Genomic DNA, 23,211 nt, shown 5'->3' with positions numbered 1-23,211 from the left:
GGAACCGGGACCGCCGGATATGCGTTGACGACGACATGGGGGATGCGAAGAGCGACACGGACCGGCGGATCGGGCGCCGCGCCCTGCTGCTCGGCGGCGCGGCGGCCGCCGCGGGCACGGCGGTGCTGGCCCGGGACGAGCTGGGGCACCTGTGGTGGCGGCTGCCGGGAGTGGAGAAGGATCGCGTGGCGGGCGCGGTCGACTTCCGGGGCGCGCAGTGGGTGGCGGCCTCGGCGGCGAACTACCGGCGGGCCGACCGGCCCGACGACTACGTGATCGACCGGGTGGTCGTCCATGTCACGCAGGGCAGCTACCGCAGTGCGGTGAAGGTGTTCCAGGACCCGGGCCACAAGGCGGCGGCGCACTACGTCGTCCGCCGGGACGGGCACGTCACGCAGATGATCCGTGAGCTGGACGTGGCCTTCCACGCGGGCAACCGGGACTACAACGAGCGCAGTGTCGGCATCGAGCACGAGGGGTTCGTGGACCGGCCGCGCGACTTCACCGCCGCGATGTACGCCGCCTCGGCGCGGCTGACGGCCGGGATCTGCCGGAGGTACGGCATACCCGTCGACCGGGAGCACATCATCGGCCATGTCGAGGTGCCGGGCACGGACCACACCGATCCGGGACCGCACTGGGACTGGGACCGCTATCTGGGCCTGGTGCGGCGGGCGCGCACGGCGCCGGCGTGAGGCAAAAATCAAGGTTTGCCCCCTTCCATCCAGGACAGCGCGTTCTATCCTGGTTATAGGCCTACGGGGCGAGTGAGGGAGTTCGACCGGAGTAGCCGACTTGAGCGAGAGGCGCAGGCTTCCGCTGAGGCCGACGTCGACGGTCGGGCTGAGAGGCCGGACGGTTTCACGACCGGAAGGCGACCCCCAGCACCTGATCCGGACCATGCCGGCGAAGGGAACCCGCTTCGTAGGTCCCTTTGTGTGCCCGCGGCCCGTCTGCCCTACCTGCCCTACGTCAGTCCCGCCGCGCGGGCCCGTTCGACCGCCGGGCCGATGGCCTTGCCCAGGGCCTCGACGTCGGCCTCGGTGGAGGTGTGGCCGAGGGAGAAGCGCAGGGTGCCGCGGGCCAGGTCGGGATCCGCGCCGGTGGCGAGCAGGACGTGGCTGGGTTGGGCGACGCCCGCGGTGCAGGCGGAGCCGGTGGAGCATTCGATGCCCTGGGCGTCCAGCAGGAGCAGCAGGGAGTCGCCCTCGCAGCCGGGGAAGGTGAAGTGGGCGTTGGCCGGCAGCCGGCCCTCCGGCGCCGGGTCGCCGCCGAGGATCGCGTCCGGCACGGCCGTACGGACCGCGTCGATCAGCTGGTCGCGCAGGGCGCCGATCTCGCGGGCGAACCACTCGCGCTGCTCGGCGGCGAGACGGCCGGCGACGGCGAAGGAGGCGATCGCGGGGACGTCGAGGGTGCCGGAGCGCACGTGGCGCTCCTGGCCGCCGCCGTGCAGCACGGGCACGGGGCTGTACTCGCGGCCGAGGAGCAGGGCGCCGATGCCGTACGGGCCGCCGATCTTGTGGCCGGAGACGGTCATCGCGGCGAGGCCGGAGGCGGCGAAGTCGAGGGGGACCTGCCCGAAGGCCTGGACGGCGTCGGAGTGCAGCGGGATGCCGAACTCGGCGGCGACGTCGGCGAGTTCGCGGACCGGCTCCAGTGTGCCGATCTCGTTGTTCGCCCACATCACGGTGGCCAGCGCGACGCCGCCGGGGTCGCGGGCGATCGCCTCGCGCAGGGCGTCGGGGTGGACCCGCCCGTGGCCGTCCACCGGGAGGTACTCGACGGTGGCGCCCTCGTGCTCGCCGAGCCAGTGGACGGCGTCCAGGACGGCGTGGTGCTCGACGGGGCTGGCGAGGACCCGGGTGCGGGCGGGGTCGGCGTCGCGGCGGGACCAGTACAGGCCCTTGACCGCGAGGTTGTCGGCCTCGGTGCCGCCGGAGGTGAGGACCACCTCGCTGGGGCGGGCGCCGAGCGCTTCGGCGAGGGTCTCGCGGGCCTCCTCGACGGTACGGCGTGCCCTGCGGCCGGATGCGTGGAGGGACGAGGCGTTGCCCGTGATGCTCAGCTGGGCGGTCAGGGCCTCTGCCGCCTCCGGGAGCATCGGGGTGGTCGCGGCGTGGTCGAGGTAAGCCATGGTGTGCCGATTCTACGGGGCACGGGTGGGCGCCCCCGGCTCCAGGGCGGCCCGGTTGCCCGACGTGCGTCCACGGCGGTGGCCACGCCTGCGAAAGCCCCGGACGCGGGCGTACCGCTGCGAGCCCCAGGACGCGACCGCAGCTGTCCCTAGAAGCTCCAGGACACCGAGTGGTCCGCCTGCATGAACGCGAGCAGGACGACCAGGTCGGCCACGCCCAGCGCCAGACCCAGGTACGCGCGGCCGCGGCGGGCCGTGCCGCGCCACAGGGCGATGGCGGCCAGGGCGATGGAGATGGGGCCGAGGAAGAGGTTGAGGACGAGCAGGCCCAGCAGGCCCAGGATGAACGAGGCGACGGCCATGCCGTCGGAGTCGCGCGTGCCGGTGCGGCGCTTGCCGCTCGTGCCGGTGCGCTGGTTGGCCGGTGCGGTCAATTGCATGGTGGTCAGCTCCCTGCGGTCTACGTCGTGACGGGACGTGCGGACGGTCACCGGGCCGGCGTGCCGCGCCGGCGGGCGTGGCGCTCGCGGACGGCGAAGACGGCCAGCCAGACGGCGATGACGATGGCCGCGACGGCGGTGAAGGACAGCGGCGCGTGAGCCACGGTGCCCATGGCGACACCGAGGAGGAGAAGTGCGGCGACGAGGAAGAGCATGGGATGAAGCCCCCTGACGAGACGCTCTCGTGAAGTTCCGGTGAACGGTTGTAGTTACAGTTGTTCACTGACTTCCCAGTCTAGCGCGCTCCATGGCTTTTCAATTCCGGAGAACAGTTGTTAACTGCATGGTATGAGTCACACCCTCGGCGTCCGGCAGGCCCAGAAACTGAAGACCCGCCAGGCTCTCCTGACCGCGGCGCTCGGCCTGCTGGAGGGGCAGAGCCTGAGCAGCCTGGGCCTGCGCGAGGTCACGCGCGCCGTCGGCGTCGCCCCGACCGCCTTCTACCGCCACTTCCGCTCCATCGAGGATCTGGGCGTGGCACTGGTCGAGGAGGCGCTGGGCAGCCTGCACCCGATGATCAGGACGACGGTGTCCACGGCGGGCGACCACGAGGAACGCATCACGCGCGCCGTCGAACTGATCGCCCGTCATGTGGACGCGTACCCGGCACATGTCCGTTTTATCGCCCGGGAGCGACATGGCGGAGTCCAGCCGGTACGGGAGGCGATCCGCGAGCAACTGGCCCGGTTCGGTGACGAGGTGAAGGCCGAGCTGGCCAACGACCCGGTCTCCGCGGGCTGGGGCGACGACGACCTGCTGATGCTCGCCACGCTCTACGTCGACCAGATGCTCATCACCGCCTCGCTCTTCCTGGAGTCCCTGGATGCGCCCGAGGCGGAGCGGGAGCGGGTCACTCAGATGGCGACCCGCCAGATGCGGCTGATCACCATCGGCCGCCGTCACTGGCTCGACTGAGCGACCCTCAGCCAGACGCGTGCGGCTTCGCGGAGGACGCGGGCGACCGCGCGGAGGACGCGTACAGCTCCGTGACGGCGGCGGCCGCGCGGGCCAGTTCCTCCCTCACCTCGGGCGGCGAGAGCACCTCGACCCGGTCGGAGAACGCGAGCAGCTGACGGGCCTCGGCGACGACGCCGTACGACAGGTGGGCGGTCACCCAGTCGCCGTGACCGTCGTCGTCGGGGAGCGCGGCGAGCGTGGACGCCATCATGCGCCGGAACATGTCGAGCCGGTCGCGCCGCACCCGCACCACCACCTCCAGACCGCCCGGCCGCTCCTCCACCTGGCGGCGCAGCACCTCCCAGGCGTCGGCGAGTTCGACGCCGGGCCGGCGCCGCACCGGGTCGTCGAGCAGCTTCGCCGAGCGCACCCGGTCGGCGCGGAAGAGCCGGGGCCGGCCGCGCCGGTCGGCGACGAGGTACCAGACGCCCGCCTTGGACACCAGGCCGTAGGGGTCGACGGTGTAGGTGCGCGGCTCGCGCTCGCCGCTGTGCCGGTAGCGCAGTGTCAGGCGGCGGTCGGCGAAGACGGCGTCCTGCAGCACGTCCAGGTCGACGGCGCGCGGGGGGCCGCCGCGCCAGCGGGTGGCGTCGACCAGGATGCGCCGGCTGGTCACCTCGGCGGCCGGGCGGTGCGGGGCGGGCAGCGCGGCCATCACCTTGCGCAGCGCCGAGCCCAGCGCGGCGTCCAGCCCGAGCGCGGCGTGCGCGCCCTGGGCGGCCAGGATGAACAGCGCCCGGGACTCGTCGGCGGTCAGGCCCGTCACGTCCGTGCGGAAACCGGCGAGGAGCTGGATGCCGCCGTGCCGGCCGCGCTCGGCGTAGACGGGGACGCCGGAGGCGGACAGGGCCTCGATGTCGCGGTAGATGGTGCGCACCGACACCTCCAGCCGCTCGGCGAGTTCGTGCGCGGGGACGCGGCCACGGGTCTGCAACAGCAGCAGGATGGACAGGAGACGGTCGGACTTCACGGCGTCAGCTTCAGGCCATTCCCGACCGCGAGGCAAATGTTGACGGCCGCTGTCAGGTTATCCGGCGATGCTTCCTCTCACCGAACAGCCTTCAGGAGGACGACCATGACCGTCACCGGAACCGACCCCCGCCCCGTCTACGCCCGCGCCACCGAGCAGGCGGCGGCGCTCATCAAGACGGTACGGCCCGAGCAGCTGGCCGGGCCGACACCGTGTACGGAGTTCGACGTGCGCGCGCTGCTGAGCCATGTCGTGGGCGGCACCCGGCGCATCGCCGTCGTCGGCGAGGGCGGCGACGGGCTCGCCGTGGCGCCGGTCGCCGAGGGCGTCGGGGACGACGGGTGGGCGGCGGCGTACGACGAGGTGCGCGAGCGCGCGCTGCGGGCCTGGTCGGCCGACGAGCGGTTGGCGGCGATGGTGCGCGTGCCGTGGGGCGAGGTGCCGGGGCACGCCGCGCTGTCCGGGTACGTCATGGAGATCGTCACCCACACCTGGGACCTGAACGAGGCGCTCGGCCGCCCGCTGGAGCTCGACCCGGAGCCGGCCGGGTTCGCGCTGGCCACCGCGCGCCGCGTGCTGCCGGAGCCCGAGCGGGCCCCGGGCAGCGCCTTCGCATCGGTCCAGCCGGCACCCGAGGGCGCCGGCGTCCACGAGCAGCTCGCCGCCTGGCTGGGCCGGGAACCCTTCAGCCGAGCCTGACGCGGGCCAGCTGCCGGGACTGGGCGACCAGCCGGTCGGCGCTGTCCCAGACCTCGGCGTCCTCCTCCAGGAAGCCGCCGGCGAGGTTGCGCGTGGTGATGGCCACGCGCAGCGGGCCGGCGGCCGGGCGGGCCCGGACGTGGACGGTCAGCTCGACGGTGGGCACCCAGCCGCTCAGTCCCATCTCGAAGGCGGTGGGCGGCAGGGCGTCCACGGCGAGCAGGAGGGAGAGCGGGTCGGGGTCGCGGCCGTCGGCGAGGCCGAACCAGGCCCGCATCTCGCCCTTGCCGGAGGGCTGCCCGAGCGCCCAGCCGAGGGTGGCCGGATCCAGCTTCAGCATCAGCCGGTCGGTGATGGCGGAGCTGCCCGGGACGGGGGCGGGTGAGTCCTGCGCACCGAAGCACTGTTCGATGGGCGGGACGGCCGGCGGCTTCGCCGTGGTGCGCACGTCGTCGGGGAGCGCGGCCAGGTCGCCGTATGAGGCGAGGACGCGGATCCGCTCGACCTCGCGGCCCTCGTCGTCGTACTGGAAGAGGGACGCCTGGCCGGTGGAGAGGGTGCGGCCGGTGCGGACGACCTCGGTGCGGATGACCGCGGGGCCCGACTGGGAGGCGGTGAGGTAGTGCGCCGAGACGGTGAACGGGTCGGGGTGCGGCAGGGCGTCCGCCAGGGCGCGGCCGAGGACGGCCAGCAGGTAGCCGCCGTTGACGGCGCTGATGATCGTCCAGCCGGCCGAGAGGTCGATGTCGTAGACACCGGGGGCGCGGCGGGTGACGGCGGTGTCGCGGTCGAACTCGCTGTCGCCGATCATGGCCCGGCGGGCCGCTGCGGAAGCTGCTTCTGGCATGGATGAACGGTACAACAGGTAACTACTAAGCGGTAGCTTTTCGCCTCTGTGACCCCTCCCGCACCGCCGCCCAGGTGAGGCTTCGGCAATTAAACGGTAAGTGTCCGCATCGGTCCGTAAACCTTGTGGGCGTTATCGCCCTCTCTAGGGATATGAGCCTCACCGGGACTCCGTTCCTCTACCTCTTGATCGTGCTGGCCGTCGTGGCCGTGCTCGTTCCTCTGGTCCTGTGGTCACGGCTGCGCGGACCGAAGGCCGTGCGCGCCGCGGCCCGGCTGCTGATGCTGATGTTCGCCCAGGGCACCGCCGTCGCCCTGGTGTTCGTCCTGGTCAACAACGCCAACAATCTGTACGACAACTGGGACGACCTGCTCGGCACCGGCGACCACGTCCACCAGGCCGCCGACCTCGGTGCGAACGGCACCGGCACCATCGCGCTGGACAAGTTGCCCAAGGTCAAGCAGACGTTCAGCCCGGCGACCGGGCCCGGCATGCGCGCCGCCGGCGGCGTGCAGGTCACCCAGCTCAAGGGGCAGGTGTCCGGGGTGGACGCCGAGGTCTACGTCTGGCTGCCGCCGCAGTACCACCTGCCCGGCTGGCGGAACTACAAGTTCCCGGTCGTCGAGGTGCTGCCGGGCTACCCCGGCTCGGCGAAGGCCTGGTTCGGGTCGATGAAGGCCCACGAGCAGCTGCTGCCGCTGATGCGCTCCGGCGAGGTCGCGCCGTTCATCCTGGTCGCGCCGCGCACCAACCTGCTGGCCGGCGTGGACACGGGCTGCGCCAACATCCCCGGGACGGTCAACGCCGACACCTGGCTGAGCGTCGACGTGCCGAAGATGGTCATGGACAACTTCCGCACCCAGCCCGCGCCGGGCGGCTGGGCGGTCGCCGGCTACTCCGCGGGCGCGCACTGCGCGGCCAAGCTCGCCGTCGCCCACCCCGACCGCTACCGGGCGGCCGTGAGCCTGTCCGGGTACAACGACCCGATCGGCGAGAGCAACTCCCTCGCGGCGCAGACGCCCGCGCTGCGCGCCGCGAACAACCCGTACATGCTGCTGCGCAAGGCCAAGGTGCCGCCGCAGATCGCCCTCTACCTCTCCGGCCAGCCGCGCGACGGCTACGAGGCGGCCATGGCCCTGAAGCAGGCGGCCAAGGCGCCCACCACCGTCCACGTGGTCTATCTGCCGCGCACCGCGGGCGGCCACACGATGGCCCTGTGGAAGCCGCAGGTCGACACGATCTTCCGCTGGCTGTCGGTGCAGATGGGCAACACGGCGTCAAGGACCCCGCCGCGGGCGCGCCTCCGGCCACCCGGAAGGCGGGTTCCACCCGCGCGGACCTGGCCAGCGGCGCCCCGTCGGGAACCACCGCGGGCCGCAAGCAGTGATCCTGCGGCGGCCCTGACCGCACAGCCCGCGGGCTCGGCGCACAGCGGATCGTTTCCGCACCGACACGCGGCGGCCGGCGACCCGGCAGCCCACGGAAGGCACCGCTCCCCCACACCGCGGAACGCCGCTTCACCGCCCGCGGAGCCGGACCCAGCGCCGCGCCGCCAGGACCCGCCGAGGGCTGCGGCCAGAGTGAGCCCCTGGGCGGCGGCCGGGCAGGTACCGGGTGCGCGCCGGGGGCGTTTCTCCTCCCGCACCGTCGAGCGGCGGTTCCATGCCCGGGGGCCCGCCGGTGGAACCGCATCAGCGAGGCCGTCCGGGGCCCTGACTTGGACGAAGACCGTCATCGCCGCGAGGCCGCCCGCCGCCGGTCAGCGGGCTCAGGGCGTCAAGGAGCCGCCGCGGGCCCCAAGCAGCGAAGCCTCCGGGGGCCTGACTCGCAGCGGATCGTCTCAGGGGCGGCAGGGACCGAGGGCGCTGCTAAGGCGCCGGTAGCGCGCCGAGTAGGCGCCGGACGCTGCCGAGGGCGTTACTCCGCCTCCCCCCTCCCCCGCACCGTCGAGCGCCGGTTCCCGGCCCGTGGGGCCCGCCCCGAGCGCTGGTTCCCGGCCCCTGGGGCCCGCCAGTGGGACCGCGTCGCGAGCAGCCGCAGGACGACGGCCGGCGCCACCGCGAGGCTGTCGGCCAGGGTGGGGGTGCCGGGAGCGCCGCGGGCCGGGAGGTGGTGAGCCTCCGGGCCCCCGGTCCGCAGCCAATCGTTCGGCGGCAGCACGGACAAGGGGCGCCCCGGGTGTTACTCCTCCCGCACCGTCGAGCGGCGGTTCCATGCCCGGGGGGCCCGCCAGTGGAACCGCATCGCGAGCAGCCGCAGGACGAAGGCCGTCGCCGCGGCGAGGCCGCTGGTCAGCGGGGTGAGGGTGTCGTAGCGGATGCACAGCGCGACCATGGTGGAGCCGACGATCGCCGGGACCGCGTACAGGTCGCGGTCCCAGCGCAGCAGCGACGGCACCTCGTTGGCGAGTACGTCGCGCAGGACGCCGCCGCCGACCGCCGTCGCCAGGCCCAGGGTCGCCGACGCGGTCAGGCCGAGCCCGTAGGCGTACGCCTTCATCGTCCCGGCGACGCAGAACAGGCCGAGGCCGGCGGCGTCGAAGACGAGGACCGCCGCCTGGATCCGCTCGACGTGCGGATGCATGAAGAACACCACGAGCGTGGCGAGCAGCGGCGTGACGAAGTAGCCGAGGTCCGTGAAGGCGGCCGGCGGTACCGCGCCGATGATCAGGTCCCGGAACAGCCCCCCGCCCAGCGCGGTGACCTCGGCGAGGACGGCGATGCCGAAGACGTCGAAGTTCTTGCGCACGGCCAGCAGTGCGCCGGAGATGGCGAAGACGAAGATGCCGACCAGGTCCAGCGTGTGCTGGACGGAGGGACTGAAGAGCTGGGGGATCACCCGAACATTCTGACGTCTCAGGGGGCGTGCACCTGGCAAAGCCAGGCCCACGCCCCCTGTGCGACTACTTGTCCGACTTCCCGGTGGCCCCCCGCTCGCCGACGGCCGGGGCTTCGGGCTCCTCGGCCGCAGGGGCCGCAGGGGCCTCCGACGCCTCGGCGTCGCCGGGGGTTGCCTCGGGCGCGGTCTCCGACCCGGCCTCGGGCGCGGAGTCGGAGCCGGAGTCCGAAACGCCCTCCGGCTCGGCCTCCGCCGGCCCCTCCCCCGCCGTGACCTCCCCCGCCGTGACCTCCGCCGACGTCCCGCCGCTCGCCGCGGCCACCTCCGCCGCCACCGCCGCCGACGTCTCCGCCGACTCCGCGAGGACCTCGTCGGCCACCAGCTCCGCCGCCTCCTTGGCGATGGTCAGCAGGACCGTGTCCTGCGGCTGCTGGTCCTCGAAGTTCTCCGGGTGGTGACAGGCGACCCGCTGGCCCGGCCGCAGCTCGGCCAGCGGCGGCTCGGTCGTCGCGCAGATCTGCGTCGCCTTCCAGCACCGCGTGTGGAAGCGGCAGCCGCTCGGCGGCGAGATCGGCGAGGGCACGTCACCCTTGAGCAGGATCCGCTCGCTCTTGGCGTTCCTGCGCCGCGGGTCCGGGATCGGCACTGCCGACATCAGGGCCTTGGTGTACGGGTGCATCGGCGACCGGTACAGCTGTTCGCGGTCGGCCAGCTCCACGATCTTGCCGAGGTACATGACCGCGATCCGGTCCGAGACGTGCCGGACCACCGACAGGTCGTGCGCGATGATCACGTACGTCAGGCCCAGCTCCTCCTGGAGGTCGTCCAGCAGGTTCACCACCTGCGCCTGGATCGACACGTCCAGCGCGGAGACCGGTTCGTCGGCCACCACGAGCTTGGGGCTGAGCGCGAGCGCGCGGGCGATGCCGATGCGCTGGCGCTGACCGCCGGAGAACTCGTGCGGGTAGCGGTTGTAGTGCTCGGGGTTGAGCCCGACCACCGACAGCAGCCGCTGGACCTCCTTCTTGATGCCGCCCTCGGGCGTGACGCCCTGGAGCTTGAAGGGGGCGCCGACGATGGTGCCGATGGTGTGACGCGGGTTCAGCGACGAGTACGGGTCCTGGAAGATCATCTGCACGTCGCGGCGCATCGGGCGCATGCCCGCCACCCCGAGGTGCGTGATGTCCTTGCCCTCGAACTCGACCGTGCCGCCCGTCGGTTCGAGCAGCCGGGTGATCAGCCGGCCCATGGTCGACTTGCCGCAGCCCGACTCGCCGACGACGCCGAGGGTTTCGCCGCGGCGCACCTCGAAGTCGATGCCGTCGACCGCGTGGACCGCGCCGACCTGCCGCTGCAACAGGCCCTTCTTGATCGGGAAGTGCTTCTGCAGCCCGGTCACCTTCAGCAGGACGTCACCGTGCGCGGCGTCCTTGGTGAGGGTGGTGGCCGCACCGGCGGCCTCCGGCTCGGCGCCGTCGCTCTGCCCGGGCAGGGTCACGTCCGTGTCCTTGGAGTTCTCGCTCACAGCTTCGGCGCAATCTCTTCGGTCCAGATACGCTCCCGCTGCTCCGCGCTCATGTGGCAGGCGGCCCAGTGCCGGCTGCCGACCTCGGCCAGCTCGGGGCGGACCGTGCGGGTGACGTTGTCCTTGGGGACGTCGGCGTACGGGCAGCGCGGGTTGAAGGCGCAGCCGGACGGGATGTTGATGAGGGAGGGCGGGGAGCCCTTGACCGGGATCAGGCGCTCCTGCTGCTCGCGGTCCAGGCGCGGCATCGAGCCGAGCAGGCCCCAGGTGTAGGGGTGGCGGGGCTCGTAGAACACCTTCTCGGCGGGTCCGCGCTCGACGCAGCGGCCGCCGTACATCACCAGGATGTCGTCGGCCAGTTCGGCGACGACGCCCAGGTCGTGGGTGATGATGACGACCGCGGAGCCGAACTCCGTCTGCAGATCGCGGATCAGGTCCAGGATCTGCGCCTGAACGGTCACGTCCAGGGCGGTGGTCGGCTCGTCCGCGATGAGCAGTTCGGGGTTGTTGACCAGCGACATCGCGATCATCGCGCGCTGGCGCATACCGCCGGAGAACTCGTGCGGGTAGCTGTCGACGCGCTTGTCGGGCTGCGGGATGCCGACCCGGTCGAGCATCTCGACCGCGCGCCTCTTGGCGGTCTTCTTGTCGACGTCGTGGTGGATGCGGTACGCCTCCACGATCTGCTGACCGATCGTGAAGTACGGGTGCAGTGCGGACAGCGGGTCCTGGAAGATCATCGCCATCTGCCGGCCGCGCAGCTTGCGCACGTGGTCGGGGTCGGCGGACAGCAGCTCGGTGCCGTCGAGCCAGATCTCGCCGGAGATCTGCGCCTTGCGCTTGCCGTACTGGCCGGCGGTGTGCAGGCCCATGATGCCGAGCGAGGTCACCGACTTGCCGGAGCCCGACTCGCCGACGATGCCGAGGGTCTTGCCCTTCTCCAGCTGGAAGCTGAGCCCGTCGACGGACTTCACCAGGCCGTCGTCGGTGGGGAAGTGCACCTTCAGGTCGCGCACTTCGAGGAAGGCCGACGGCGGCATCGAGGCGGGGGTGGGTTCGCCCACGGCCGCCCCGGTCTTGCTCAGTTCGGTCATGAGAGCCTCACTCGGGGGTCGATCACGGCGTACAGGACGTCGACCACGAGGTTGGCGATCAGCACCGCGAGGGAAGTGATCAGGACGACGCCGAGGATGATCGGCAGGTCCACATTGCGGATCGCGTCGAGCACGGCCCGCCCGAGGCCGGGCAGGTTGAACGTGGACTCGGTGAGGATCGCGCCGCCGATGAGAGCGCCGAGGTCCATGCCGAGCATGGTCAGGATGGGCGTCATCGTGGAGCGCATGGCGTGCTTGCCGATGACGGCCGGTTCGCCCAGGCCCTTGGCGCGGGCGGTGCGGATGTAGTCCTCGCCCAGCACCTCCAGCATGGTGGCGCGGGTGATGCGGGCGTACATGGCGGCATAGAGGAAGGCCAGGGTGATCCAGGGGAGGATCATGCCGCCGAGCCAGCCGGTGAAACTGTCCCCGATGGGCACGTACTTGCCGTCGAACCAGTGCAACCCGAACACGAAGATCGCCAGGCTGAGCATGCCGGTGAAGTAGATCGGCAGGGAGACACCGGACAGGGCGACGACCATCGCGCCGCGGTCCCACACGCTGCCCCGCTTGAGGGCGGAGAGCACACCGGCCGCGACACCGAAGACCAGCCACAGCACGGCCGCGCCGAGCGCGAGCTCCAGCGTGACCGGCAGACGGTCGGTCAGCACCGGCCAGATGGCCTGCTCGCTGCGGAACGAGTAGCCGAAGCACGGCGCGGAGCAGTGGATCACGTCACCGCCGCCGGAGTAGGTGCGGCCGGCGAAGATGCCCTTGAAGAAGTCCCAGACCTGGAGGTAGATCGGGTCGCCGAGGCCGAGCTTCTCCCGCACGCCCTCCACGGCCGCCGGGTCGGCCTGCTTGCCCACGAAGCTCAGGGCGATGTCGACGCCCGCCCACTTGGGGATCAGGAAGAAGATGCAGAACACGGCCAGGATGATGACCACGAGCATCACTGCGGCGGCGAACAGCCGCCTGATGAGGTAAGCGAGCACAGCTTACGGCCCGCCGCGGGACCGCGGGCCCCGGAGGTCGTCCGGGGGCCCGCGGTCACGCCGCGCCGGCCTTCACCTGCCTTTCGTGCCGTACGGCGGGTGTGCCGGGTTTACTTCGGGTTCTTCAGACCGAGGTTGACGAAGTCGTACGTACCGCTGTAGGCGTCGGTGGTGTAGACGTTCGCCAGGTTGTCGCTGCGCCAGTTGATGAACTTCTCGAAGACGAAGGGCAGGTAGTAGGCGCCCTCCATCACCTTGTGGTTGATCTCCGTGGCGATCTTCGCCTTGCCGGCGTCGTCCAGCGTGCTCACGTAACTGTCGAACAGCCCGTCGATCGTCTTGTCCTTGATCAGGGCGTAGTTGTTGTTACCGCTCTGCTGGATGTACTTGCTGTTCCACAGCGGCAGACCGTAGCCCTGCACGGACGGGAAGTCCGGACCCCAGCCCATGATGATGATGCCGTAGCCCTTCTTCTGCACGTTCGAGGGGCTGCCGATGATGCCGGTGGTCTGCGAGCCGTCGTACTGGTCGATGTCGACGTTGATGCCGACCTTCTTCAGCGACGCCTGCAGGGACTGGGCGGTGGCCACCTCGACCGGCTTGTTGTTGCGCACGGCGATGGTGGTCTTGAAGCCGTTCGGCTGACCGCAGGCCTTCAGCTCTTCCTTGGCCTTGGCGGCGTTGCCGTTCTTGTTGGCGCCGGCGAGCTGGTACGGGTCGTACTTCTGGCCCTCGCCACCCGCGACGGACGGCGGGAGCATGTTGGTGCCGATGTCACCGCCGGCCAGGGGGCCGCCGCGCGCGGTCTGCAGGGAGACGTGGTCGGCGCCGTAGATCACGGCCATACGGCAGTGGATGTTGTCGAACGGCTTCACGCTCTGCGGGAACACCGCGTAACGGATGTAACCGGACGTCGGGTTGTCCAGGTTGGCCTTGTGCTGCTTCAGAGCCGTCAGGCGGCCCTGCGGCGACATGCCGGTCTGGTTGATGTCGAGGTCCAGGTCGCCGTTGATCAGGCGCTGGTCCAGCTCGTTGGCGTTGGAGAAGAACGTGACCGTGATCTTGTCCGGGTACGCCTTGCGGACCGGGTCCGAGGCCTGCTTCCAGTTGGTGTTGCGGACGAGGGTGAGGTCCTTGCCCGGGTTGTACGACTGGAACTTGTACGGGCCCGAGGAGAACGGCTTCAGACCGTACTTGGACTTGGTGTCCATGTCCTGGCGGACCGGGGAGGCGGAGGTGAGGGCCAGCATCTCCTCGAAGTCCGAGTTGGCCTTCGGCAGGTGGAAGACGATGGTCTTGTCGTCCGGGGTGTCGATCGCCTTCAGGCCCAGGTTGTCCGCGGAGGTGTCCTTGTAGGGGCCCTTGTACTCGCTCTTGGGGTCGAGCACGTCCTTCAGGTAGGTCGGGCCGCCGGAGAGGACGTCCTGCGCCCAGATGCGCTCGATGCCGTACTTGAGGTCCTTGGAGGTGATCGGCTTGCCGTCCTCCCAGGTGATCCCGTCCCTCAGCGTGTACGTGTACGTCTTGCCGTCGTCGCTGACCTTGGCCATACCGGTGGCGAGGTCCGGGGTGAGGGTGGCGCCTTCCTTGCCCGGGGCCGGCTTGTTCGTGACGAGCTGGCGGCTGTAGTAGCGGGAGAAGTCCCACATGAAGCCGTAGTAGCCGCGCGTGGTGTCCCACGAGTCGGCGTCCTGCGCGGCGCCGAACCTCAGCGTGCCGCCCTTCTTGGCCAGCGAGGCCTGGGCGACCTTGTTGTTGGCGGCGTCGAAGCCGGCGGCACCGGACTTCGAGCCCCCGTCGCCGCTGCCGCCGCCGCACGCCGCCGTGGTCAGCAGCCCGGCGACCACGAAGGCGGCGGCCATGGCCCGCTTGTGCCGCCCTGAGGTGCGTTGCGTAGTCACGATCTCGGATCCTCCGGATTTGATGAGAGACCCCGTGCCAGGTGCTGCCACGGGTCGCTTGGGGTACGGCACTTCAGCGGGAGCCCTTGGGGTCGAGCGCGTCGCGCACGCCGTCGCCGAAGAGGTTGAAGGCAAGAACGGTGATGAAGATCGCCACGCCGGGGACCACCATGTACATGGGGTCCGAGTCGTAGTAGTCGATCGCGCTCGAGAGCATCTGGCCCCAGGAGGCCGTGGGCGGCTTGACGCCCACGCCCAGGAAGCTGAGTGCCGCCTCGGTGAGGATGTTGGTGGGGATCATCATCGTCGTGTAGACGATGATCGGCGCCACGAGATTGGGCAGCAGTTCCTTGAAGAGGATGTACAGCCGCCCGGCGCCCAGCGATCGGGCGGCCTCGACGTACTCGCGCTCACGCAGCGAGAGCGTCTGGCCGCGCACCACGCGTCCGATGTAGGGCCAGCCGAAGAAGCCGATGACCACGACCATCATGAACACGCGTACGCCGGTACCGGACAGGCCCAGCATGTTGTTCGGCATGACGGAGACCAGCGCGATGGTGAACAGCAGCTGGGGGAAGGCCAGCAGACCGTCCATCACCCGGCTGACCAGCGAGTCGACCCAGCCGCCGAAGAAGCCGGCCAGGATGCCGAGGACCGTGCCGAGGACGACGGCGACGATCGCGGACAGGAAGCCGACGAGCAGGGAGATCCGGGCGCCGTAGACGATACGGGCGAAGATGTCACGGCCGTTGACGGGTTCGACGCCCAGCCAGTGCTCCCCGCTCAGCCCGCCCAGCGAGCCCTTCGGGGTGCCGAACAGCGGGTCGATCAGGTTCTCGTGATAGGCGTCCGGGTCCTGTCCCACCGCGTTGGCGATCACGGGTGCGAGCAGGGCGACGATGATGAGAAGCAGCACGACGGCGCCGCCCGTCAGGGCGAGCTTGTCCCGCTTCAGGCGCTCCCAGGCGATCCGTCCCAGGGACCGGCCCTGGACGGCCTTGGCGTCGGTGGTCGCAACCGCCGCTTCCTCGGCCGCGCTCGGGGCCGCTTCCGCGGTCGGCTCGTGCAATGGTGCCGTCATCTGGCAGGGACCCCTCTCAACCGGCGGTAGCCGGCCCGCACTTGCCGCTGTGGCGGCATGGTCAGTCCGTCGTACGAAGTCGTACACAGGGGCGACTGGGCCCCTTGGAGCGGGAGTCTTCAACGCATTGGCGAGCAGTTGCCAGACTTGGTGAGGAAAGGATGCGTAAACGTGATGCGGTCTGGGGACTTCCGTTATCCGGACAGCGGGTGGCGCGGGCCGGACGGGGACCAGAGAGGGCGATTCGGGCGAACCGGGACCATTCGCCGTGATCTACGCGCGCAGAAGAGGGTTTGGTGCGCGGGGTGTCAGTACCGTCCAGGGGCCGGCGGATAGCCGTAGCCGGCCGCCGGCGCCTGGGGAGCGGCAGCCGCGTGGGCCTCACGGTCGTAGAACGGACGCGCGTTGGCGCGCATCCACAGCACGATGGGGTCGTCGTCGTCGGTCATCGCCACGGTCGACACCGGCAGCCCGTCCGGCACCGCGCCGAGGGACTGCTGCATCATCGCGCGTACGGCGTCGACAGCGGCCGGCGAGGTCTCGTAGACGTCCAGGCCGATGGCGAGGTACGGCGCGCCGAGCGCCGGCTGCACCCAGGCGCGGCGCAAGGCGCGCAGGGCCGGGGTGCGGTGCGCGTTCTGCGCGAGCAGGGCGTAGAACTGCGGGACCTCGACGGCCGGTTCCGTCAGGCGCAGCGGCCCGGCGGGCTGGCGGTCCAGGCCGGTGGCGATGCGGCGCAGGTCCAGCCAGGGGATGCCGACGCCGCCGCCGGGGGCGTGCGGGTTGAGCCACAGCCCGTGGTGGCCGGGGTAGAGGGCACGGGCCACCTCCAGGCCGTCGACCACCTCGTAGGAGCGGTTCCAGCCGCTGGCGCTCAGCTCCTGGGCGGAGGTGACGCAGGGGGCGTAGCCCTGGCCGCCGACCTCCATCGTGCAGAACTGGGCGTCCGGGGAGCCGGCCTGGCCGTGCCACAGCAGCATCCAGACCTGGCCGGTGGCGGGGGTGGCGAGCGCACGCAGGAGCGCCTCGTAGGCGTCGTACCGCCCGGGCGTCACCTGGCGCAGCATGTGCTCGACCTGGCCGGTCGCTGCGGTGCCGCTCGCGCTCACTTCGAATCGCCCTTTCCTACAACACCCTCGACCGAGCTATGAAACCAGGTTAAGTGGTGCGGGGGGAGGACCGGGGAGAGCGGTGCGCGGGAAAGACCCTGGGGGTGGGTCAGCCGCCCCTCGTGTAGAAGGGCCGGACCTTCTCCCTCAGCCAGAGCGCCACCGGGTCGTCGCCCGCCAGGTCCAGCAGGATGAGGTTGACCGGCCAGGGGGCCGGCGTCGTGCCGAGGGCGCGGCCCAGGGCGTCCAGGGGGGCGTTGCGCAGGTCGCCCTCCCATTGGGAGAGTTCGACGCCGACGAACATCACCGGCTCGGCCGTCTCGATCACGGCGAGGCAGCGACGGGCCGTCAGAACGGTGCCGGTCGCCTCGAACTCGGCGGAGGCGGCGGAGAGGAAGCCGACCGGGTCGTGCTGCCAGTCCGGCTCGTACAGACGGACCCGGCCGCCGCTCGCGGGGCCGTCCAGCGGGGTGCGTCCGGCCCGGCACAGCTCGGCCACCGCCTCCGGCGGCAGCGGGGCGCCGACCACGCCCCCGGGGTTCACCGCGATGCCGACCTGGGCGGGCAGTCCGCGCGCGAACTCCACGGCGGGCGCGACGGTGTACGGCATGTGGGGGCCGGTGACCCGGCGGATCTGCTCCTCGGAGCTGAAGACGGGGACGTAGGCCTGGCCGTCGATCTCGGTGGTGGGCAGGTCGAGGGGGCCGCTGTGCGGGCCGCCGCCGTTGGGCAGGGGGATCCACAGGAAGCTGCGGCCGAGGACCTCCACGATCCGGCCGCCGGCTCCCGGCACGCCGAGGGAGGCCGACAGCACCTCCTCCAGCTCGTTGCCGGGCCATCCGCTGTGCGGATGGGGGTGCGCCTGCGCCGGGAAGTCCGCCGGAAGGTCGGCAGGGAAGTCCATCTCTCCACCATCTGCTTCGAACCGCTGCTGTGGCTGAAAGGCTAACCGCTGCGGATGCGGGCTCCTTCGGCCGACCTGACGGCGGTGGCCGAAGGGGCCGCTTCGGCGGGAGCCGCCGTTCAGGGATTCGTCGCTCCCCCGCGGCCACCGGGCCGTCCCCCCCCCCCTCGGCCACCGGGCCGTTCAGCCCGTGAAGGCGATCCTGCTCAGCCTGTTCGCCGCGTCGCGGTCCAGGAGGGTGGCCGAGTCGCAGCCGGCCGGCACCTCGCCCCGCTGGACGGCGGCCAGCAGACGGCTCGTGGCGCGGCGGTGGCGGTGGAAGGCGTAGCGGGAGACGCCGCGGCCGCGGTCGCGCTGGCCGGTCAGGGCGGTGTCCGGGCCTACGTCGAGCATCAGCAGGTGCAGTGCGCCGCCGCGGCGGCGGGCCGCGCGGGCCAGCCAGCCGCGCACCCACGGCTGTGTCCCGCAGTCGTGCACGACGACGCCCTCGCCGCTCGCCAGGGCGCGGCGCAGGGCGGCGTAGTGGGCGAGGCGGACCAGCGGGCGGTAGAGCGCGTAGGGGAGCGGGCGGGGCAGACGGGCGTCATAGCGGTCGCGGGTGTCCTGGGAGTCGACGCGGAGGCCGGGGACCGCGCGGCGCATCAGCGTGGACTTGCCGCTGCCGGGCAGCCCGGTGACGACGACCAGGTCGCGCGGGCCGAAGAGCAGGACGTGCGGGCCGCCGCCGGCCCGCTCGCGCAGGTCCCGCACGACGGGAGCGGGCCGGGCCTCCAGGGCGGGCGCCGCCGGCTGCGAGGGCAGCGTGAGGCCCGGGGTCGTCGCGTACGCCGTGATCCTGTCCACCGTCATCGTCCTCCCCTGGGATCAGGTGATGACCTGCCCAACGCAAGTAAAGAGAAGGTAATGCGGGTTGTCTCGTGTTTTCGTGTGCGTACCGCCACAACCCGGTTACAGATGCGGCCTGCCGTGATCCGGCGCGGCGTGCAATGATGAGGCCGCCAACTGCATACCGGCCGTTTGAATCCGCGCGGGAGAGTTCCCAGCCCTGGCTGGGGCGCCGAAGGAGCAAGTCCCTCCCTTGAATCTCTCAGGCACCGTTACCGCGCGGGCGAGGCACATCTGAAAAGCGGGCCGCCCGTGTCGGCGGTCCCACCCAAGGTGCAAGCCAGGACCGAGCGCGGTCATGGCGAACCTCTCAGGTTCCGATGACAGATGGGGAGGAACTTCCTCGCCTGTCCTTCCCCTGGGAGACGACCGACCGATGAGCAGTACCGAACTCCGTCACACCGCCCTCGATGCCGTGCATCGCTCGCTGGGTGCGACGATGACCGACTTCGCCGGCTGGGACATGCCGCTGCGCTACGGCTCCGAGCGCGACGAGCACAACGCCGTGCGCACCCAGGCCGGGCTTTTCGACCTCTCGCACATGGGTGAGATCACCGTCACCGGCCCGCAGGCCGCCGCCCTCCTCGACTACGCGCTGGTCGGCAACATCGGCGCGGTCAGGACCGGCCGCGCCCGCTACACCATGATCTGCCAGGCCGACGGCGGCATCCTGGACGACCTGATCGTCTACCGCCTCGCCGAGACCGAGTACATGGTCGTCGCCAACGCCTCCAACGCCCAGGTCGTCCTCGACGCGCTCACCGAGCGCGCCGCGGGCTTCGACGCCGAGGTGCGCGACGACCGCGACGCGTACGCGCTGCTCGCCGTGCAGGGCCCCGAGTCGCCGGGCATCCTCAAGAGCCTCACCGACGCCGACCTGGACGGCCTGAAGTACTACGCCGGTCTGCCCGGCACCGTGGCCGGGGTGCCCGCGCTGATCGCGCGCACCGGCTACACCGGCGAGGACGGCTTCGAGCTGTTCGTGAAGCCGGAGCACGCCGTCGAGCTGTGGCAGGCGCTGACCAAGGCCGGCGAGGGCGTCGGCCTGGTCCCGTGCGGCCTGTCCTGCCGGGACACGCTGCGCCTGGAGGCGGGCATGCCGCTGTACGGGCACGAGCTGACCGCCGCTCTGACCCCCTTCGACGCCGGGCTCGGCCGGGTGGTCAAGTTCGAGAAGGAGGGCGACTTCGTCGGGCGCGAGGCGCTCGCCGCGGCCGCCCAGCGCGCCGAGTCCGACCCGCCGCGCGTCCTGGTCGGCCTGGTCGCCGAGGGCCGCCGGGTCCCGCGCGCCGGGTTCCAGGTCGTCGCGGACGGCACGGTCATCGGCGAGGTGACCTCGGGCGCCCCCTCCCCCACGCTGGGCAAGCCGATCGCCATGGCCTACGTGGACGCGGCGCACGCGGCGCCGGGCACGCCGGGCGTCGGCGTGGACATCCGCGGCACGCACGAGCCGTACGCGGTCGTGGCGCTGCCGTTCTACAAGCGGCAGAAGTGACACTGACGTAAGCCGTTCGACGTGACATGGGGCACATCGCCCCTGCTCACGCGTGCCTTCGCAGTCCCCCATTCATCAGCACCGACCCGCGTACAGGAGAATTCAGGCCATGAGCAACCCCCAGCAGCTGCGCTACAGCAAGGAGCACGAGTGGCTGTCGGGCGCCGAGGACGGCGTCTCGACGGTCGGCATCACGGAGCACGCGGCCAACGCGCTCGGTGACGTCGTGTTCGTCCAGCTTCCGGAGGTCGGCGCCACGGTGACCGCGGGCGAGTCCTGCGGCGAGCTGGAGTCGACCAAGTCCGTCTCCGAGCTGTACTCCCCCGTCACCGGTGAGATCACCGACGTCAACGAGGACGTCGTCAACGACCCGTCGCTGGTGAACTCGGCCCCCTTCGAGGGTGGCTGGCTGTTCAAGGTGCGCGTCACCGACGAGCCGGCCGACCTGCTCTCCGCCGCCGAGTACGACGCCTTCATCGCCGGCTGAGAGGTCGCAGGAATCCCATGTCTCTTCTGAACACGCCCCTGCACGAGCTCGACCCGGACGTGGCCGCCGCGGTCGACGCCGAGCTGGACCGCCAGCAGTCCACCCTGGAGATGATCGCCTCGGAGAACTTCGCCCCCGTGGCGGTCCTCGAGGCCCAGGGCTCGGTGCTTACCAACAAGTACGCCGAGGGCTACCCCGGCCGCCGCTACTACGGCGGCTGCGAGCACGTCGACGTCACCGAGCAGATCGCCATCGACCGGGTCAAGGAGCTGTTCGGCGCCGAGTACGCCAACGTGCAGCCCCACTCGGGCGCCTCCGCCAACCAGGCCGCGCTGTTCGCGCTGGCGCAGCCCGGCGACACCATCCTGGGCCTGAACCTGGCGCACGGCGGCCACCTCACCCACGGGATGCGGCTGAACTTCTCCGGCAAGCAGTTCGACGTCGTCCCCTACCACGTCGACGACGACGGCCTGGTCGACATGGCCGAGGTCGAGCGGCTCGCCAAGGAGCACCGCCCCAAGGTGATCATCGCCGGCTGGTCGGCGTACCCGCGCCGGCTGGACTTCGCCGCCTTCCGCCGGATCGCCGACGAGGTCGAGGCGTACCTGTGGGTCGACATGGCGCACTTCGCCGGGCTGGTCGCGGCCGGGCTGCACCCCAACCCGGTGCCGTTCGCGGACGTCGTGACCTCCACCACGCACAAGACGCTCGGCGGCCCGCGCGGCGGCATCATCCTCGCCAAGCAGGACTTCGCCAAGAAGCTGAACTCCTCCGTCTTCCCGGGCTTCCAGGGCGGCCCCCTGGAGCACGTGATCGCGGCCAAGGCGGTCTCCTTCAAGCTGGCCGCCTCCGAGGACTTCAAGGAGCGCCAGCGTCGTACCCTGGAGGGCGCCCGCATCCTCGCCGAGCGGCTGACCTCGCCGGACGCCCGTGAGGCCGGGGTGAACGTCCTGACCGGCGGCACCGACGTGCACCTGGTCCTGGTCGACCTGCGCGACAGCGAGCTGGACGGCCGGCAGGCCGAGGACCGCCTCCACGAGGTGGGCATCACGGTCAACCGCAACGCGGTCCCGAACGACCCTCGCCCGCCGATGGTCACCTCGGGTCTGCGCATCGGCACGCCGGCGCTGGCGACCCGCGGCTTCACGGCCGAGGACTTCGCCGAGGTCGCGGACGTGATCGCCGAGACGCTGAAGCCGTCCTACGACGTCGAGGCGCTGAAGGGCCGGGTCCGGGCGCTGGTGGAGAAGCACCCGCTCTACCCGGGTCTGAACAAGTAAGTCACGCTCCGCGGGGCACCGCGCACACTGGGAGTACCGGCGTGCGCGGTGCCCGCGCCCCCGCACCACCCCCGTCTTGAGGAGTCTGCCCGTGGCCATCTCGGTCTTCGACCTGTTCTCGATCGGCATCGGCCCGTCCAGCTCCCACACGGTGGGCCCGATGCGCGCGGCAGGCTTGTTCGCCCGCCGTCTGCGCAACGAGGACGTGCTCGGCCAGGTCGCCTCCGTGCGCTGTGAGCTGTACGGCTCCCTCGGCGCGACCGGACACGGCCACGGCACCCCGAAGGCCGTCCTGCTCGGCCTGGAGGGCGACTCGCCGCGCACGGTGGACGTCGAGACGGCCGACGAGCGGATCGAGGCGATCAAGTCGGCCGGCCGTCTGAACGTGCTGGGCGAGCGCGAGATCGACTTCTCCTTCGACGACGACCTGGTCCTGCACCGCCGCAAGGCCCTGCCGTACCACGCCAACGGCATGACCCTGTGGGCGTACGATGCCGCCGGCACAGAGCTGCTGTCGAAGACGTACTACTCGGTCGGCGGCGGGTTCGTCGTCGACGAGGACGCGGTCGGCGCGGACCGCATCAAGCTGGACGACACGGTGCTGAAGTACTCCTTCCGCACCGGCGACGAGCTGCTGCGCCTGACGAAGGAGACGGGCCTGTCGATCTCCTCGCTGATGCTGGAGAACGAGCGGGCCTGGCGCACGGAGGACGAGATCCGCGCCGGGCTGCTGGAGATCTGGCGGGTGATGCGGGAGTGCGTGGAGCGCGGCATGACCCGCGAGGGCATCCTGCCGGGCGGCCTGAAGGTGCGCCGCCGGTCCGCGACCACCGCGCGCAAGCTGCGCTCCGAGGGCGACGCGAAGGCCCTGGCGATGGAGTGGATCACGCTCTACGCGATGGCCGTGAACGAGGAGAACGCGGCCGGCGGCCGGGTGGTGACCGCCCCGACGAACGGCGCGGCGGGGATCATCCCGGCGGTGCTGCACTACTACATCAACTTCGTGCCGGGCGCCGACGAGGACGGCGTGGTCCGCTTCCTGCTCGCCGCGGGCGCGATCGGCATGCTCTTCAAGGAGAACGCCTCGATCTCCGGCGCCGAGGTCGGCTGCCAGGGCGAGGTCGGCTCGGCCTGCTCGATGGCGGCGGGCGCGCTCGCGGAGGTCATGGGCGGATCGCCGGAGCAGGTGGAGAACGCCGCCGAGATCGGCATGGAGCACAACCTGGGCCTGACCTGCGACCCGGTCGGCGGCCTGGTGCAGATCCCGTGCATCGAGCGCAACGGCATGGCCGCGGTCAAGGCGGTCACCGCGGCGCGGATGGCGCTGCGCGGCGACGGCTCGCACAAGGTGTCCCTGGACAAGGTCATCAAGACCATGAAGGAGACCGGTGCGGACATGAGCGTGAAGTACAAGGAGACGGCCCGCGGCGGTCTCGCGGTGAACATCATCGAGTGCTGAACGGGCGCCTGCGGTCAGGTGGTTGAGCGGGGGCGCAACCGGGGCATC

21 protein-coding genes, 1 pseudogene and 2 riboswitches are annotated in these 23,211 nt (G+C 71.3%); of the genes and pseudogenes, 8 read left to right on the top strand and 14 right to left on the bottom strand.

Annotated elements, in window-relative coordinates:
• The first annotated feature begins 35 nt into the window (after positions 1 to 35).
• Complete coding sequence (locus AC0B9F_RS29915) at positions 36 to 695, top strand: N-acetylmuramoyl-L-alanine amidase (protein WP_472007805.1); 660 nt, start codon at positions 36 to 38, stop codon at positions 693 to 695.
• A 272-nt stretch (positions 696 to 967) separates the two neighbouring features.
• Here AC0B9F_RS29915 and AC0B9F_RS29910 read toward each other — a convergent pair whose 3' ends face one another.
• The 3 genes from AC0B9F_RS29910 to AC0B9F_RS29900 form a co-directional block, all read right to left on the bottom strand.
• Complete coding sequence (locus tag AC0B9F_RS29910) at positions 968 to 2,137, bottom strand: cysteine desulfurase family protein (protein WP_472007803.1); 1,170 nt, start codon at positions 2,135 to 2,137, stop codon at positions 968 to 970.
• 149 nt (positions 2,138 to 2,286) lie between these two features.
• Positions 2,287 to 2,577 carry a DUF4190 domain-containing protein gene (locus tag AC0B9F_RS29905; RefSeq protein WP_472007802.1) on the bottom strand — a complete coding sequence of 97 codons (291 nt, stop codon included), beginning with the start codon at positions 2,575 to 2,577 and terminating at the stop codon, positions 2,287 to 2,289.
• Positions 2,578 to 2,624: 47 nt separating this feature from the next.
• A complete protein-coding gene (locus tag AC0B9F_RS29900; RefSeq protein WP_472007800.1) occupies positions 2,625 to 2,792 on the bottom strand; it encodes a hypothetical protein in 168 nt (55 codons plus the stop codon).
• Positions 2,793 to 2,925: 133 nt separating this feature from the next.
• Between AC0B9F_RS29900 and AC0B9F_RS29895 the strand changes: the two genes are divergently transcribed.
• Entirely contained in the window at positions 2,926 to 3,552 is a 627-nt protein-coding gene (locus AC0B9F_RS29895) for a TetR family transcriptional regulator (protein WP_472007799.1), read from the top strand.
• 7 nt (positions 3,553 to 3,559) lie between these two features.
• Here the strand turns inward: AC0B9F_RS29895 and AC0B9F_RS29890 are convergent, their stop codons facing one another.
• Positions 3,560 to 4,564, bottom strand: coding sequence for a helix-turn-helix transcriptional regulator (locus AC0B9F_RS29890; RefSeq protein WP_472007798.1), 1,005 nt, complete (start codon positions 4,562 to 4,564; stop codon positions 3,560 to 3,562).
• A gap of 105 nt (positions 4,565 to 4,669) precedes the next feature.
• On the opposite strand from AC0B9F_RS29890, the gene AC0B9F_RS29885 reads away from it, so the two are divergent.
• Positions 4,670 to 5,263, top strand: a complete 594-nt coding sequence (locus AC0B9F_RS29885) for a TIGR03086 family metal-binding protein (RefSeq protein ID WP_472007796.1) — start codon at positions 4,670 to 4,672, stop codon at positions 5,261 to 5,263.
• On the opposite strand, the gene AC0B9F_RS29880 is transcribed toward AC0B9F_RS29885, so the two are convergent.
• Positions 5,250 to 6,110 (bottom strand): thioesterase family protein, encoded by an 861-nt coding sequence (locus AC0B9F_RS29880; RefSeq protein WP_472007795.1) that lies wholly within the window; start codon positions 6,108 to 6,110, stop codon positions 5,250 to 5,252. The two genes, AC0B9F_RS29885 and AC0B9F_RS29880, sit on opposite strands and share 14 nt — an antisense overlap.
• 152 nt (positions 6,111 to 6,262) lie before the next feature.
• Here AC0B9F_RS29880 and AC0B9F_RS29875 point away from each other — a divergent pair.
• Positions 6,263 to 7,497 (top strand): annotated as a pseudogene (locus AC0B9F_RS29875) (alpha/beta hydrolase).
• 794 nt (positions 7,498 to 8,291) lie between these two features.
• Here AC0B9F_RS29875 and AC0B9F_RS29870 read toward each other — a convergent pair.
• From AC0B9F_RS29870 to AC0B9F_RS29830, 9 genes are all read right to left on the bottom strand, one after another.
• Positions 8,292 to 8,948 carry a trimeric intracellular cation channel family protein gene (locus tag AC0B9F_RS29870; protein WP_472007794.1) on the bottom strand — a complete coding sequence of 219 codons (657 nt, stop codon included), beginning with the start codon at positions 8,946 to 8,948 and terminating at the stop codon, positions 8,292 to 8,294.
• Between the two features lie 64 nt (positions 8,949 to 9,012).
• Positions 9,013 to 10,473, bottom strand: a complete 1,461-nt coding sequence (locus AC0B9F_RS29865; RefSeq protein WP_472007792.1) for an ABC transporter ATP-binding protein — start codon at positions 10,471 to 10,473, stop codon at positions 9,013 to 9,015.
• Positions 10,470 to 11,567 (bottom strand): ABC transporter ATP-binding protein, encoded by a 1,098-nt coding sequence (locus tag AC0B9F_RS29860; protein ID WP_472007790.1) that lies wholly within the window; start codon positions 11,565 to 11,567, stop codon positions 10,470 to 10,472. The genes AC0B9F_RS29865 and AC0B9F_RS29860 overlap by 4 nt, the downstream gene beginning before the upstream one ends.
• Entirely contained in the window at positions 11,564 to 12,562 is a 999-nt protein-coding gene (locus AC0B9F_RS29855; RefSeq protein WP_472007789.1) for an ABC transporter permease, read from the bottom strand. Before AC0B9F_RS29855 ends, AC0B9F_RS29860 begins: the two co-directional genes overlap by 4 nt.
• A gap of 110 nt (positions 12,563 to 12,672) precedes the next feature.
• Complete coding sequence (locus tag AC0B9F_RS29850; protein ID WP_472007787.1) at positions 12,673 to 14,463, bottom strand: ABC transporter substrate-binding protein; 1,791 nt, start codon at positions 14,461 to 14,463, stop codon at positions 12,673 to 12,675.
• A 73-nt stretch (positions 14,464 to 14,536) separates the two neighbouring features.
• Positions 14,537 to 15,544, bottom strand: coding sequence for an ABC transporter permease (locus tag AC0B9F_RS29845; protein ID WP_472007786.1), 1,008 nt, complete (start codon positions 15,542 to 15,544; stop codon positions 14,537 to 14,539).
• Positions 15,545 to 15,852: 308 nt separating this feature from the next.
• Positions 15,853 to 16,653, bottom strand: coding sequence for an enhanced serine sensitivity protein SseB C-terminal domain-containing protein (locus AC0B9F_RS29840; protein ID WP_472007785.1), 801 nt, complete (start codon positions 16,651 to 16,653; stop codon positions 15,853 to 15,855).
• A 109-nt stretch (positions 16,654 to 16,762) separates the two neighbouring features.
• Entirely contained in the window at positions 16,763 to 17,557 is a 795-nt protein-coding gene (locus AC0B9F_RS29835; RefSeq protein WP_472007784.1) for an enhanced serine sensitivity protein SseB, read from the bottom strand.
• 183 nt (positions 17,558 to 17,740) lie between these two features.
• Positions 17,741 to 18,406 (bottom strand): AAA family ATPase, encoded by a 666-nt coding sequence (locus AC0B9F_RS29830; RefSeq protein ID WP_472007782.1) that lies wholly within the window; start codon positions 18,404 to 18,406, stop codon positions 17,741 to 17,743.
• Positions 18,407 to 18,575: 169 nt separating this feature from the next.
• Positions 18,576 to 18,670, top strand: a riboswitch (glycine riboswitch).
• Positions 18,671 to 18,779: riboswitch (glycine riboswitch) on the top strand. It abuts the riboswitch before it with no gap.
• Between the two features lie 39 nt (positions 18,780 to 18,818).
• On the opposite strand from AC0B9F_RS29830, the gene gcvT reads away from it, so the two are divergent.
• The 4 genes from gcvT (at position 18,819) to AC0B9F_RS29810 (ending at position 23,163) form a co-directional block, all read left to right on the top strand.
• Positions 18,819 to 19,937 (top strand): glycine cleavage system aminomethyltransferase GcvT, encoded by a 1,119-nt coding sequence (gene gcvT, locus AC0B9F_RS29825; RefSeq protein WP_472007780.1) that lies wholly within the window; start codon positions 18,819 to 18,821, stop codon positions 19,935 to 19,937.
• A gap of 109 nt (positions 19,938 to 20,046) precedes the next feature.
• Positions 20,047 to 20,424, top strand: coding sequence for a glycine cleavage system protein GcvH (gene gcvH / locus AC0B9F_RS29820; protein WP_472007779.1), 378 nt, complete (start codon positions 20,047 to 20,049; stop codon positions 20,422 to 20,424).
• A 17-nt stretch (positions 20,425 to 20,441) separates the two neighbouring features.
• Positions 20,442 to 21,704, top strand: a complete 1,263-nt coding sequence (locus AC0B9F_RS29815; protein WP_472007778.1) for a serine hydroxymethyltransferase — start codon at positions 20,442 to 20,444, stop codon at positions 21,702 to 21,704.
• 91 nt (positions 21,705 to 21,795) lie between these two features.
• Entirely contained in the window at positions 21,796 to 23,163 is a 1,368-nt protein-coding gene (locus tag AC0B9F_RS29810; RefSeq protein WP_472007777.1) for an L-serine ammonia-lyase, read from the top strand.
• The last annotated feature ends 48 nt before the right edge of the window (positions 23,164 to 23,211 follow it).

The organism is Streptomyces sp. NPDC097129 (assembly GCF_055668065.1).
Note: the sequence above shows the minus strand (reverse complement) of the source record. Positions and strands in the feature narration are given on the sequence as shown.

Coding starts and splice junctions, on each gene's coding strand:
- AC0B9F_RS29915 (WP_472007805.1), top strand. CDS start 36: ATGGGGGATGCGAAGAGCGACACGGACCGGCGGATCGGGCGCCGCGCC.
- AC0B9F_RS29910 (WP_472007803.1), bottom strand. CDS start 2,137: ATGGCTTACCTCGACCACGCCGCGACCACCCCGATGCTCCCGGAGGCG.
- AC0B9F_RS29905 (WP_472007802.1), bottom strand. CDS start 2,577: ATGCAATTGACCGCACCGGCCAACCAGCGCACCGGCACGAGCGGCAAG.
- AC0B9F_RS29900 (WP_472007800.1), bottom strand. CDS start 2,792: ATGCTCTTCCTCGTCGCCGCACTTCTCCTCCTCGGTGTCGCCATGGGC.
- AC0B9F_RS29895 (WP_472007799.1), top strand. CDS start 2,926: ATGAGTCACACCCTCGGCGTCCGGCAGGCCCAGAAACTGAAGACCCGC.
- AC0B9F_RS29885 (WP_472007796.1), top strand. CDS start 4,670: ATGACCGTCACCGGAACCGACCCCCGCCCCGTCTACGCCCGCGCCACC.
- AC0B9F_RS29880 (WP_472007795.1), bottom strand. CDS start 6,110: ATGCCAGAAGCAGCTTCCGCAGCGGCCCGCCGGGCCATGATCGGCGAC.
- AC0B9F_RS29860 (WP_472007790.1), bottom strand. CDS start 11,567: ATGACCGAACTGAGCAAGACCGGGGCGGCCGTGGGCGAACCCACCCCC.
- AC0B9F_RS29845 (WP_472007786.1), bottom strand. CDS start 15,544: ATGACGGCACCATTGCACGAGCCGACCGCGGAAGCGGCCCCGAGCGCG.
- AC0B9F_RS29835 (WP_472007784.1), bottom strand. CDS start 17,557: ATGGACTTCCCTGCCGACCTTCCGGCGGACTTCCCGGCGCAGGCGCAC.
- AC0B9F_RS29830 (WP_472007782.1), bottom strand. CDS start 18,406: ATGACGGTGGACAGGATCACGGCGTACGCGACGACCCCGGGCCTCACG.
- gcvT (WP_472007780.1), top strand. CDS start 18,819: ATGAGCAGTACCGAACTCCGTCACACCGCCCTCGATGCCGTGCATCGC.
- gcvH (WP_472007779.1), top strand. CDS start 20,047: ATGAGCAACCCCCAGCAGCTGCGCTACAGCAAGGAGCACGAGTGGCTG.
- AC0B9F_RS29815 (WP_472007778.1), top strand. CDS start 20,442: ATGTCTCTTCTGAACACGCCCCTGCACGAGCTCGACCCGGACGTGGCC.